The sequence below is a fragment of the Pseudomonas sp. sp1636 genome, from assembly GCF_030376615.1.
GTDB lineage: Bacteria > Pseudomonadota > Gammaproteobacteria > Pseudomonadales > Pseudomonadaceae > Aquipseudomonas.
Map to the genome: position 1 here is coordinate 140,774 of NZ_JARRAB010000003.1, position 12,132 is coordinate 152,905.

Consider the following 12,132-nt stretch of genomic DNA (forward strand, 5'->3'; position numbering starts at 1 on the left):
GCCAAGCCGCTTCGACTCATGGAACGAAAGAAGAGGAACAACCAATGTTCGCCCCTGCCAACCAGACCCATTTCAGCCTGAGTATCGAAGGCGTCAGTCACGACCTGCAGATCCTCGAATTCAGCGGCCGCGAGGCGATCAGCCAGCCCTTCGAATTCGAGCTGGAACTGGTCAGCGATCGGCCCGACCTCGACCTGGAAAGCCTGCTGCACCAAGCCGCTTTTCTGGCTTTGTCCCAGGCCGGCAACGGTATCCACGGGCACATCTACCGCGTCGCCCAGGGCGAATCCGGCCAGCGCCTGATCCGCTATCACATCAGCCTGCGCCCGCAGCTGGCCTACCTGGCGCACCGCAGCAACCAACGGATCTTCCAGCACCTGACGGTGGCGCAGATCATCGGCCAAGTGTTAGAGGAGCACGGTATCCAGGCCAACGCCTACCAATTTCAACTCGGCTCGATTTACCCCGAGCGCGAGTACTGCGTGCAGTACGACGAAAGCGACCTGCACTTCGTCCAGCGTCTGTGCGAGGAGGAGGGTATCCACTACCATTTTCAGCACAGCACTGACGGGCATGTGCTGGTCTTCGGCGACGACCAGACGCCGTTCACCAAGCTCGCCCCCACAGCCTATCAACAAGACAGTGGCCTGGTCGCCGACGATCCGGTGATCAAACGCTTCGGCGTGCGCGTGGAAACCCGCAGCAGCCGGGTGACCCGCCGCGACTACGACTTCGAAAAGCCACGGCTGCTGATGGAGGCAGACGCGAAAAGCGCGTTTGTGCCCGACCTCGAGGATTACGACTACCCCGGCCGCTTCGTCGAGCGCGAGCGCGGCAAGCACCTCAGCCAACGCGCCCTGGAGCGCCACCGCCACGATTTCGAACTGGCCCAGGGCGAGAGCGACCAGGCGCTGCTGGTGAGCGGCCACTTCCTCGCCTTGGCCGAGCATCCGCGCGCCAGTTGGAACGACCTCTGGCTGCTCACCGAGCTGCACCACCAAGGCAAACAACCGCAGGTGCTGGAAGAGTCGGTGGCCGAGCACGGCGCAGCCGATGGCGGCTTCCAACAGGGCTACCGCAACCGCTTCAGCGCCACGCCCTGGACGGTGCCCTATCGCCCGCCGCTGAACCACCCCAAACCACGCATTCTCGGCAGCCAGAGCGCCGTGGTCACCGGGCCGGCCGGCGAAGAAATCCACTGCGATCAATACGGCCGGATCAAGGTGCAATTTTTCTGGGATCGCGAAGGCCACGCCGACGACCAGACTAGTTGCTGGCTGCGCGTGTCCAGCAGCTGGGCCGGCGACCGCTACGGCGCCATCGCCATCCCGCGTATCGGCATGGAAGTGCTGATCACCTTTCTCGAAGGCGACCCCGACCAGCCGCTGGTCACCGGCTGCCTGCACCACAAGGAACACGTCGTCCCTTACGACCTGCCGGCGAACAAGACCCGCACTGTGTTCAAGACTCTCAGCAGCCCCGGCGCTGGCGGCTACAACGAGCTGCGCATCGAAGACAAAAAGGGCGCCGAGCAGATCTACCTGCACGCCGAGCGCAACTGGGACGAAAACATCGAGCACGACCAGAAAATCCGCATCGGCCACCAGCGCCACGACAGCGTCGAAGCCAACAGCTACAGCGAATTCAAAGCCGAAGAACACCGCACCACCCACCTTGATCGCAAGAGCGAAATCAAAGCCAGCGACCACCTCACCGTGGGGCAGAACCAGCACATCAAGATCGGCACCGGCCAATTTATCAATGCCGGTCAGGAAATCCATCTGTCCAGCGGGCAGAAAGTCGTGCTCGAAGCCGGCAGCGAACTGACCTTCAAGGCCGCCGGCAGCTTTATCAAACTCGACGCCGGCGGCATCACCCTGGTCGGCCCGATTATCAAATTCAACTCCGGCGGAGGGCCGGGCAGTGGTTCGGGGGCGGCGCCGCTGTTGCCGGTTATTCCCAAACCCGCCGATACCGCACCAGTCGGTGAAAAGACCGGCCAAGCCAACGTCAATCCGCTGTTGCCATTGGCGAGCCAAGCCGAGCAAGGGCCGCAAAATCTGATTATCGATGTATGGGGCGATCCCGCCCTGGGTGGCCAGGTACAACTGCTCGACCCGGAAGGTGACGCATGAGCGAGCTAAAGGATCAGCCTATCGAGCAGGGCACCCGCAAACGTGCGGAATATGACAACGCACGTCGCGCGCGGCTGGCACTGAATATCGAGCGCAGCGATGGCGGGATGCTGCAGATTCCCGTCGAAGCGGATATGCGCAGCCACGAAGAAGAACCGGAGGTTCAGCAAAATACCTTTCTCGCGGTGGTGCCCATGGCGCGGTTGCCGGGTTACGACAAATTCGACGAGGCACCTAAAGGCGGACTGCTGCGTCCCGGCCGGCTTTATATATTCCGCCAAGGCAAACTGTGGCGCGAGTTGGAAAGCGACGGTCAGGGCCAGCTATTCGAGGTAGATGTCGCACACTGGCGTAAAGCAGCTGAGGCAGGTGAAAACGCGGATGAGCGCGAGCCCGTTGGCGTCCAGCAGCATCTGCTTCTAGTCCCGATGCTGCTGCAAGGGCGCTTTGTTGGGGATCAACTCGCTATGGCTTATAGCGAGTTGCCCTGGATCTGGGAATACATTCAATGGCTGGAGGCCAGCTCCGGGCGTATCAAGCAGCGTTGCCAGAACATAGCACCTGCCTGGGCCGCCGCCGTCGTAGGGCCCGAGCAATGGAAAGCCACCCAGGCGATGCCGGTCATCCCGATCACCCGCATCAGCAAAGGCATGTGCGCCCGCGAACTGCACCTTGAAACCTTGCTCGAAGACCCATTGCTATTCAATACCGGTCTCACCGAGTTGCCCGCTACATCTTTGGTCAAGCAGCTCGAACAACGGCAAAAGGAACTGGCCGGCTTTATCAAGAGTGCACCTCCCGAGCCTCTGCCCACATTGCCGGCAAACACAGACTTGCTCAGCGAATACCAGTTGCGCGGCCATCCGCAATTGGTCGGGGTGATGCTCGATGACCCCATCTTCGCCTTGCGCCATGCGGTAGCCCAGTCACGGTTATGCGCTGAGCTGTTGCAAACCCTCAATGCCTTGGTTCCGCACCAGCCCTTTGGCCGTTATGCCGAGGTGCTTTATCAGGAGGCCATGCCAGCAGGCGGCCCGCTGCAAGAGTTCAAAGGTCATATCGACATAGCCGCGCTGAAGAAAGCCACCTTGCATGCCGAGCGCGAGCAGGCCCGCGAACAGCTCTATCGCCAGCAGGAACGCATGCTCAAGCTGGTCGAACGGCTGCCTGCGGTGTGGAACGACTTTTACCATAGCCACGACGAACGTCTGTTGGAGCCCTATGCCCAGCTAGTCGAGCTGCTGGAAGTGCTTAACCGCTCGCCCAAGGGCTGCGACCCGCGCTGCATCGAAGCACAAGACATGAAAGTCAGCGCCGGCGTGGACAAACTCAGCCGCCAACTGATCGAGGCCACCCACGCGTTGACCAAAGGCCTATTGGCCAATGCCCAGGGCGAGCTGCCGGAAACGGCCAAACGCCTGCAGGCCCTGGCGGCCGGCGGTCTTGCCGTCAAGCCGGAGCGCTTGGGCCTGAGTGCGCTGAGCTTTCTCAACACGGCCTATATCGGCCAGAACCTGATGTTGGCGCTGGACGAGCTGCTTAACCATGTCGCCACGGCCAGCGCGCTGGCGGTCAAGCGCATCAGTGCGAGCAGCAGCGTTACCCAGGTGCAACTACACCGCAGCTTCGCACCGACCTTCGATGTACTGAAAAAACTGCATAGCCGCGCCAAAGGCTTAAAACTGCTGCCGCAAGGTGAAGCCCTCGCCAAGAATATGGTGGTGCTTGGTGTGCATGGCGATGGCTTCAGCTTCGGTATCATCGCCGCCGAGCGTGCGACCCTGACCTGTGACAACTACCTGTATGCCAGCCTGGAAAAGAACAATGGCAAGGTGCTCGCCACCAGCAGCGGCAAGCTGGCCGAGCGCCTGAACTTTGCCCGCAAAGACCTCGGCCAGGTGATGGTGGTGGCCGCGAAGGCCAACGATCCACTGGTCGCCGACTACAAACAATGGCGCACTGCTGCTGCCCATCTGAAGACGGCCAAGGCGCTCGCCAATAGTAAGTCGATACCCATACTGGCGACTATTTGTGCGGGGTATAGCTTATTTGCGAATACGGTGGGGGCGAGGTCGCTATATAAAAGTGGTGAGGTAGGGCGATTTGCAGTGGGCCTTGTTGGTGCCTCAGCAGATCTTGCACTTGCTGCCAATAACGTTGCGCTTAAACTGCTAACTGATGCAAAGCGGACGGCTAATTCTTGGCATGTGTTCTGGGAACAACGCGGTATTCAGACAACAGGATTCTGGGCGGAGAATCTCAAAAAGCGTACTGGTAAAAGCCTGTTGAGTCATTCGCGCATCGGCTCATTTGCCGCGATGGGCATTGTTACCGCTGGCTTGTTTGTGTGGGATGCCGGGCGCGCCCTTCGTGACGGCGACGACGATGTCGCCATGGCCAATATGATCGCCGCCAGCGGCTCGGGTATCTGGGCGCTCTATAGCATTGGCCTGCTGGCCAGTCCCTGGCTGCTCGGCCTGGGGATCGGGCTGTTGGTGGCCGGTGTTATTGGCACGGTTATGCTGGCCGATGGCGCGGTGGAACAGGCCATCAAGCACGGCCCCTTCGGCACTAAACAACGTCTGCCGCAGATGAACGACTCCTTGCATGCCTACCAACAGCTGCTCGGCGCCCTGGGCGAGCCCCGTTTCCATGTCGAACGCCTGCAGCTCTGGCAGGGCAAGGCCGGCGCGGCGGACAATGCCCGCCTGCTGGCCGCGCAAAACCAAGCGCGCGTTTACCTGGCACCGCAAGACTGGGTGGTGGAACTGCGCACTCCGTTGCTGGGCCAGTTCCGCAATGGTGTCGACTTCAACCTGTTCGCCAAGGAAGTGTTGCGCACGCGCAACGGCTCCTCTGGCTGGAATTACCGCCCCCCTGAGCTTATTCCCAAGGAAAAGCTTGGCGCGGTAGTGCTAGACGGCAACCGTTTGCTCTTTGTCTTGCCCGCGCACTACGCCGTGCCCACTGAGAGCGACCCGCGGCGTTATTTCCAGGCCATCGAATACAGCCTTAAGGTCTACGGCCAGTTCCACTTGGGCGAAACCATGTGCTACGCGGATGATCCCTTCCCCGGTTATAACCGCATCACCCTGCCACAGCCCAGGTCACGTGACTGGCAGCCGTTCGCTGCGAGTACACCCACAGACCGCGACAACACCGATGACGTACCCTACTGGCTAATCACCCAAAGGGACTTTGCCAAAGTATGAATGCCCCCGTTGAGCCGACAACGCCCTATGCCAACTCCGCTTACCGCAGCACGGCCATCCCCGCCCAGCCGCCGTACAAATGGCCGCAGGATGCCAATCGCACCGGCCCAACCCGCACCCAATTGCGCTGGGGCCATTACGCCAACCTAGAGCCCTGGCAGGATGTGGATGCGCAGCTAAAACCCAATATGCCTGGTTATTTAGACGGCAACAAAGAAAGTGATTTATATATCAATCAAAAGCGCTGGAATTTTGATAACACCAACAAATGGATGATCCTAATTCCGTATCTTAAATGGTCCTCAATTTTATATATTCCATGGATTTTATGGATCGTCACCCTAGGCATAGCAGGGGATAACTTCCTTAAGTGGCTGATTGAAGACTATGGGTTCAATGGTTTTCTGTTGTTAGCCATGAGTATTAATGTTTCCGGCTTCATAATGATTGGCTTCAGTTCTTGGTATATGTGGGCCGATAATCCTCGTTACAAGCACTATTTGATTCAAGTCGGGATAGGCTTTGCCGTAGCATTAACTGCTTCGTTACTGACCTTCCCAATATCTACCGATAGTATGGATCAATTTTGGCTATGCGGCGGCATGGCCTTTAGCGTCTTTATGGGCCTGGTCGGCTGGGATTATCTGCTCGACCTGTACTTGCGTGTATTCAAACACGATGGCAGCGGCTTTAACCGTCAGACCGGCATGCTCACCATTGGCCGGCGTTTCCAGAAGCCCTTTAGCGCACCCTTCTACGAATTCGACGCCACCCTGGAATTCCGTCCCGGCCCCCATGGCAACAGCGGCTTCGCCATCTGGCTGCACCATCGCTACACCTCGGTCGAAGTGTTTCTCGGCGCCAAGATTCAATCACTGGGCATGAGCCTGGAAGAAGCACTGGCGTTCTGGGATACGCTGCAACGTTATATGGACGTGACTCAACCCTTACCCGAACTGCCGATCCTCGAACAATTCCGCCGCCTCGACCCCACCACCGCCGAGCACGACCGCCAGAGCAAACGCGACCCGCGCCGCTGGCGCGATATGCCTTACCGGGCCTGGGAACGTCGTGGCCGCGCGGAGATGATAAAGCGCAACCGCGATTACAACTGGCAGGAGAAACCCTGCATCCTTCAATCCAAGACCGATCCCAGCCTGAGTATCGAAACCTACTACCGCCAGCAGGAGGCCAAAGACATCCATGCCACGCCCAAGGGCGATGATTACGACAATATTCACCGGGGCTAAAGCATGAAGACCATCGGGGGCAGGCCACGGTTTCTCAAGGGCGACCGCTGGTACCCGCTCGGTAATCCCGGCACCAGGCGGGCCGGGGCCTTGACCCGGCAGGCGCTGCCGGAGGAGCTCAAGAGACTGCTGGAGTAGCCACGTCGCGCTATGCCAAGGCGCGGCGATCAAGGCAAGATAGGCCCGTGTATTCAGCCAGGAATAGCTGCCGTGACCCCCAGCGTAGAAGACTTCGTCGTCGCCCATACTGCCGAAGAGGCGGTGGATCGTCTGGCGGCCCTGCATCAGCAGGCCACCAGTGCCCTGAGTCGGGCGCTCAAGCGTTATGTCAAGGAAGGCATCAAGCCTGACGCCGAGCAACTGCGCCAGTTCCATTACCCCGAGCTGCGCCTGGTTTACTCGGGCCAGAGCGAGGTGCCCACGACGTTGCGCGCTTATGCCAAGGTTCAGGTGCCCGGTACCTACAGCATCACCGTCACCCACCCGGAGGCTTTCCGCAGTTATCTGCTGGAGCAACTGCAGCCGCTGATGCGCGACTTTAGCGTGCGTGTCGAAGTGGGCATCAGCCAGCAGAATATTCCTTATCCCTATGTGGTCGAGCATGGCGATGAGTTGGCCGGGGCGGGGATTACCGCCGCCGAACTGGCGCGGGTGTTTCCCAGCACCGACCTGTCCGCCGCCAACGACGGCACGGCCGATGGCCTGTACGACTGGGAAGGTGCGGAGCAATTGCCGCTGGCGCTGTTCGACGCCGCCCGGGTGGATTTTTCCTTGCGCCGCCTGGTGCATTACACCGGCAGCGACTGGCGCCATGTGCAGCCGTGGATCCTGCTGACCAACTATCACCGTTACGTCGACCAGTTCATTCGCCATGGCCTGGATGTGCTGCAGGGCGACTCGCGTTTCGTGCGCATGGTGCTGCCGGGCAACGTGGTGATCGAACGCGGCATGGCCGAAGGCGAGATGCAGGCGATCATCGAGAGCGTGATCTGGCACCGCTACCAGATGCCGGCCTACCACCTGCAGGGCGCCAGCCCAGGCGATGGCATCACCCTGGTGAATATCGGCGTGGGTCCGTCCAACGCGAAAAACATCACCGACCACCTGGCCGTGCTGCGCCCGCATTGCTGGCTGATGATCGGTCACTGCGGCGGCCTGCGCCAATCGCAAACCATTGGCGACTACGTCCTGGCCCACGCCTATATGCGCCGCGACGGCATTCTCGACCGGGTGCTGCCGCCCAACATCCCCTTGCCGGCCCTGGCCGAAGTGCAGCTGGCCTTGCAGGAGGCCGCCGCGCAAGTCACCGGCGAGCGTGGCGATGCCCTCAAGCGGCGTTTGCGCACCGGTACCGTACTGACTTATGACGATCGCAACTGGGAGTTGCGCTGGGCTCAGGAGCGGCCGCTGATCAACCTGGCGCGCGCCGTGGCGGTGGACATGGAAAGCGGCACCATCGCCGCCCAGGGCTATCGCCTGCGGGTGCCCTACGGCACCCTGTTGTGCGTCTCGGACAAGCCGCTGCACAGCGAAATCAAACTGCCAGGCGCGGCGGGGGCCTTCTACGAGCGGGCGGTGACCCAGCACCTGCATATCGGCATCGCCGCCCTCGATCTGTTGCGCAGCCAGCTCAACGCGCTGCATTCACGCAAGCTGCGCAGTTTCGACGAGCCGCCGTTCCGCTAGGCTGGGGCGGTGTAGGGTGTGCCCTGCGCACCTTGTTCTGTGGGAGCTTGGTGCGCAGGGCACCCTCCCGCGGAGTCGACAATTACTGACTGGCGTCGAGCACCACCCGGTAACGCGCCTTGCCCGCGTGCAGGTGGTCGATGGCGTCGTTGATCCGGCTCATGGGGAAGAGCTCGACCTGCGGCAGGATCTGATGCCGGGCGCAGCATTCCAGCATGCTCGCCATATTCGCGGGCGAGTCCACGGGTGAGCCGGACAGGCTGCGCTGGCGGTGGCCGGGAGGAATTCCAGCAGCGGGCTGAATACCGTCGAACCGGCGCAGGTCGGGTTGCCCGAGGTGTAAACCGGAATAAGCCCGGCTGATAGGCGAACGTCGGCCTCGGTTACACTGGCGGCCCCGATTGCCGTTAGCGAATTGCGCATGCCCCGTCCGCCACGCCCCCATTCCCCAGGCCGCTCCGCCGGCAAGCCTGCCCACCGCCGGGTGGCCAAGGCGCCGCCGGTCGAGCCGCGTTTGTTACTGCTGAACAAGCCCTTCGATGTCCTGGCCCAGTTCAACGATGAGCAGGGCCGCGCCACCCTCAAGGACTTCGTCGCGGTGCCCGGGGTCTACCCGGCCGGGCGCCTGGATCGCGACAGCGAGGGTTTGCTGTTGCTGACCAATGACGGTGGCCTGCAGGCGCGCATCGCCGATCCCAAGCACAAGCTGGCGAAAACCTATTGGGTGCAGGTGGAAGGCGAGCCGAGCGCCGAGCAACTGCAGCGCCTGTGCGAAGGCGTCGAGCTGAACGACGGGCCGACCCTGCCGGCCGAGGCGCGTTTGCTGGATGAGCCGCAGTTATGGCCGCGCGATCCGCCGGTGCGTTTTCGCAAGAGCGTGCCGACCGCCTGGCTGGAGCTGGTGATCCGTGAAGGGCGCAATCGCCAGGTCAGGCGCATGACCGCGGCGGTAGGCCTGCCGACCCTGCGTCTGGTGCGCGTGCGCATCGGCCCGTGGAGCCTGGACGGCCTGCAACCCGGGCAGTGGAAAGAGGTCGAGGCGCGGTTGTAGGGGGGCGGCTGTTTGCCGCGGCGATCCGTTCATAGGACGAGTCCGGACGCCGGCCGCTTCGGAGCGCAGTGACAACCCGCCGGCTTTGTGCCGCGTCGGTGATCCGCGCTGCGCTGTCTGCGGCGAGACAGCCGGCGCGGCGGTTCTCCAGCTACGGCTCAGACGCCTTCCAGGCCGGCGATCACCACGGTCTTGATCAGAAATCCGAGCACGCCCAGGCCCAGGGCGAGAAACAGGATCATGCTGCCGAAACGGCCGGCTTTGGATCTCTTCGCCAGATCCCAGACGATAAACGCCATGAACAGCACCAGGCCGCCGATCAGCACGGTCATCATCAACTCTTCGAATACTTGCGGATCCATCGTGACCTCAATTGACTGGCATCGGGTTGCCGTGGCAGTGCGCCGACGTCCTCCGGATTGCCTCTACCGGGCAGGGCAAAACGCCGGCGATTATACGCCAGCCCTTGGGCTTGTCAGCGACCGTCGGTAAGTACCGCTCAGTTGCGCAGGTGCTGCAGCGGCAGCTGGGTGCTGGAGAGGATCTGTTGCAGGACGAAGCTGGAACGCACGCTGGAGACCCCGTCGATGCGGGTCAGGGTGCCGAGGAGGAATTGTTGGTAATGATCCATGTCCGGCACCACCACCTTGAGCTGGTAATCGGCATCCATGCCGGTGACCAGGCTGCATTCCAACACTTGCGGGCATTGGCGGATCATCTCCTGGAAGTGCTCGAACCGCTCGGGGGTGTGTTTGTCCATGCCGATCAACACGTAGGCGGTGAGGGTCAGGCCGAGCTTCTTGCGATCGAGCAGGGCGACCTGGCCGAGGATGTAGCCGTCGTCCTCCAGCTGTTTGACCCGTCGCGAACAGGGCGAGGGCGACAGGCCAATGCGCTCGGCCAGATCCTGGTTGGACAGGGTGGCGTCGCGCTGCAGTTCGGCGAGAATATTCAGGTCGTAACGATCAAGTCTGGTCATGTTTGCTGTGCTTTCGTCTGTTGGTTGCGATTAATCATGCGCCGTTAGTTAAAAATTGCGCAAGCGGTACATTAATCGGCAACATTCGCAATCTTTCGCTGCGCCGCTATCTGTAATCTTTACCTCAGTTTCACGGCCCGGACGACACGTCCACCCGGCTCGCCCAACCAGGCGAACCGGCGCCGCCGGCCTTACCAGGCCGCCACGGCACCCGGGTCCGCACTGCCCAACCAGGCAGGCGACGAAAGCGGCGCCATCATCGCCAATCAGGGACAGACAAAAATGGGAGGCCGTTCGGTCTCCCATTTTTGTTGGTGCGGCGTGCCTTGTGGCGTCGTGCAGAGACGGCCTACGAGGGGCGAACCACGCTGAGCGGGTCGGCATGCACCAGCACTTCGGCGCGGGGAAATTCGCTGCGAATGGTTGCTTCCACCTGATCGCACAGGGCATGAGCCTGGAGCAGGCTCAGCTCGCCGGGCAACTCCACATGCAGTTGCACGAACCAGCGGGTGCCGGACATGCGCGTGCGCAGGTCATGGGCGCCGAGCACGCCGGGTACGCTGCAGGCCAGCTGATGCATGCGGGCACTGAGTTCCGGTGCCAGCTCTTTGTCCATCAATACGGCCGCGGCCTCGCGGGCGATGCTCAGGGCGCTCCAGAGAATGAAGAAGGCGATGCCGATACCGAACAACGCATCCAGTTGCGGCCAGCCGAAACTGGCCAGCAGCAAGGCGAGCAGGATGCTGGCGTTGAGCAGTAAGTCCGAACGGTAGTGCAGCGAGTCCGCGCGGATCGCGGTGGAGCCGGTCTGGCGCACCACATGGCCCTGGAACAACAGCAAGGCGCCGGTCAGCGCCAACGACAGGAGCATCACCGCGACGCCCAGGGTCGCCGCGCCGAGCGGTTGCGGGTTGAGCAGGCGCTCCACGCCATGGGCGCCCACCAAGAGCGCACTGATCGCGATAAACAACGCCTGGCCGAGCCCGGCCAGGGCCTCGGCCTTGCCGTGGCCGTAGCGATGGTCTTCGTCCGCCGGGCGCAGGGCGTAGTGCACGGCGATCAGGTTGAGCAGGGAGGCGGCGCCGTCCAGCAGCGAGTCGGTGAGGCCGGCCAACAGGCTGACCGAACCGCTCAACCACCAGGCGATGGCTTTGGCCAGTGCCAGGGTCAAGGCCACGGCCAATGCCGCAAAGGTGGCCTGGCGCATCAGGCGGGCATGTTGCGGCAGTATGGTCACAGAATCTTGCTCTCGGTGTCAGGCCTGGCCTAGAGAACTAGGCCAGGGTTGATGCGGGGCTAGCGGGCGCTCAGGCGCCCGGGCGCAGGCCATAGGCCGCCAGTTGCTCGGCACTGGCGCTGCTGCGGATCAGCCGTGGGTCGTCGAGCGGCAGGCGGTGACCGGTGTGTTGCTCGATCAGGGCTTTGAGCCGGGCGTTGTCGATCTTGCCCTCGGCATCCACCACCTTGTGCAGTTCCTGCGGGTCGATTTGGGCGGTGTTGCCGCCCGGCAGGTAGATGGCGCCGGTGGCGAAGTCGATGCCGAAGGCGATCAGCCCGGGGACCACATAGAACAGGATGCCGATGGCATTCAGCGCGGCGACCACCGGGTCGATCCGGCCTTCGATCTGGCCGCGCCGATCGGGGAAGAACAGCGTGCCGCAGGCGGCCAGTTGGGCGAGCAGAGTGACGGTGAGAGCACCGCCGATAACGCGATATTGGGTGCGCATCGAATACCTCCGGATAAAAAGTGGCGCAACTATAGCAAGCCGGCCGATGCAAAGCCGCAGCGCATTGACGTGACTAACTGGCAGAGCGGGCG

9 protein-coding genes and 1 pseudogene are annotated in these 12,132 nt (G+C 62.0%); 5 read left to right on the forward strand and 5 right to left on the reverse strand.

Annotated elements, in window-relative coordinates; all coding sequences use genetic code 11:
• Window positions 1-44 precede the first annotated feature (44 nt).
• The 4 genes from tssI to amn all read left to right on the forward strand — a co-directional run bounded on the left by tssI (window position 45) and on the right by amn (window position 8,283).
• Window positions 45-2,135, forward strand: coding sequence for a type VI secretion system tip protein TssI/VgrG (gene tssI, locus P8H27_RS04175; RefSeq protein ID WP_289635391.1), 2,091 nt, complete (start codon window positions 45-47; stop codon window positions 2,133-2,135).
• Window positions 2,132-5,347 (forward strand): hypothetical protein, encoded by a 3,216-nt coding sequence (locus P8H27_RS04180; protein WP_289635392.1) that lies wholly within the window; start codon window positions 2,132-2,134, stop codon window positions 5,345-5,347. Before tssI ends, P8H27_RS04180 begins: the two co-directional genes overlap by 4 nt.
• Window positions 5,344-6,597: a hypothetical protein gene (locus tag P8H27_RS04185; protein WP_289635393.1), complete on the forward strand. Its 1,254-nt coding sequence runs from the start codon at window positions 5,344-5,346 to the stop codon at window positions 6,595-6,597. The genes P8H27_RS04180 and P8H27_RS04185 overlap by 4 nt, the downstream gene beginning before the upstream one ends.
• 210 nt (window positions 6,598-6,807) lie before the next feature.
• On the forward strand, window positions 6,808-8,283 hold the full coding sequence (amn, locus tag P8H27_RS04190; RefSeq protein WP_289635394.1) for an AMP nucleosidase: 1,476 nt from the start codon (window positions 6,808-6,810) through the stop codon (window positions 8,281-8,283).
• An 82-nt stretch (window positions 8,284-8,365) separates the two neighbouring features.
• On the opposite strand, the pseudogene P8H27_RS04195 reads toward amn, so the two are convergent.
• Window positions 8,366-8,554: pseudogene (locus P8H27_RS04195) on the reverse strand (alcohol dehydrogenase); the annotation flags it as partial.
• A 213-nt stretch (window positions 8,555-8,767) separates the two neighbouring features.
• Between P8H27_RS04195 and P8H27_RS04200 the strand changes: the two are divergent.
• Window positions 8,768-9,334, forward strand: coding sequence for a pseudouridine synthase (locus P8H27_RS04200; protein ID WP_289635597.1), 567 nt, complete (start codon window positions 8,768-8,770; stop codon window positions 9,332-9,334).
• A gap of 158 nt (window positions 9,335-9,492) precedes the next feature.
• Here the strand turns inward: P8H27_RS04200 and P8H27_RS04205 are convergent, their stop codons facing one another.
• From P8H27_RS04205 to P8H27_RS04220, 4 genes are all read right to left on the reverse strand, one after another.
• Window positions 9,493-9,696: a DUF2788 domain-containing protein gene (locus tag P8H27_RS04205; protein WP_289635395.1), complete on the reverse strand. Its 204-nt coding sequence runs from the start codon at window positions 9,694-9,696 to the stop codon at window positions 9,493-9,495.
• Window positions 9,697-9,833: 137 nt separating this feature from the next.
• The gene (locus P8H27_RS04210; protein ID WP_289635396.1) at window positions 9,834-10,313 is read right to left on the reverse strand and encodes an Lrp/AsnC family transcriptional regulator; all 480 of its coding nucleotides are present in this window, start codon (window positions 10,311-10,313) and stop codon (window positions 9,834-9,836) included.
• A 349-nt stretch (window positions 10,314-10,662) separates the two neighbouring features.
• A complete protein-coding gene (locus P8H27_RS04215) occupies window positions 10,663-11,520 on the reverse strand; it encodes a cation diffusion facilitator family transporter (RefSeq protein WP_289635598.1) in 858 nt (285 codons plus the stop codon).
• A 100-nt stretch (window positions 11,521-11,620) separates the two neighbouring features.
• Window positions 11,621-12,040 carry a polyribonucleotide nucleotidyltransferase gene (locus P8H27_RS04220; RefSeq protein ID WP_289635397.1) on the reverse strand — a complete coding sequence of 140 codons (420 nt, stop codon included), beginning with the start codon at window positions 12,038-12,040 and terminating at the stop codon, window positions 11,621-11,623.
• Window positions 12,041-12,132 lie beyond the last annotated feature (92 nt).

Bases quoted from the DNA above. Each gene is read 5' to 3' on its own strand.
- P8H27_RS04215 (WP_289635598.1), bottom strand. From the start codon at position 11,520: ATGCGCCAGGCCACCTTTGCGGCATTGGCCGTGGCCTTGACCCTGGCA.
- tssI (WP_289635391.1), top strand. From the start codon at position 45: ATGTTCGCCCCTGCCAACCAGACCCATTTCAGCCTGAGTATCGAAGGC.
- P8H27_RS04210 (WP_289635396.1), bottom strand. From the start codon at position 10,313: ATGACCAGACTTGATCGTTACGACCTGAATATTCTCGCCGAACTGCAG.
- P8H27_RS04180 (WP_289635392.1), top strand. From the start codon at position 2,132: ATGAGCGAGCTAAAGGATCAGCCTATCGAGCAGGGCACCCGCAAACGT.
- P8H27_RS04220 (WP_289635397.1), bottom strand. From the start codon at position 12,040: ATGCGCACCCAATATCGCGTTATCGGCGGTGCTCTCACCGTCACTCTG.
- P8H27_RS04205 (WP_289635395.1), bottom strand. From the start codon at position 9,696: ATGGATCCGCAAGTATTCGAAGAGTTGATGATGACCGTGCTGATCGGC.
- P8H27_RS04185 (WP_289635393.1), top strand. From the start codon at position 5,344: ATGAATGCCCCCGTTGAGCCGACAACGCCCTATGCCAACTCCGCTTAC.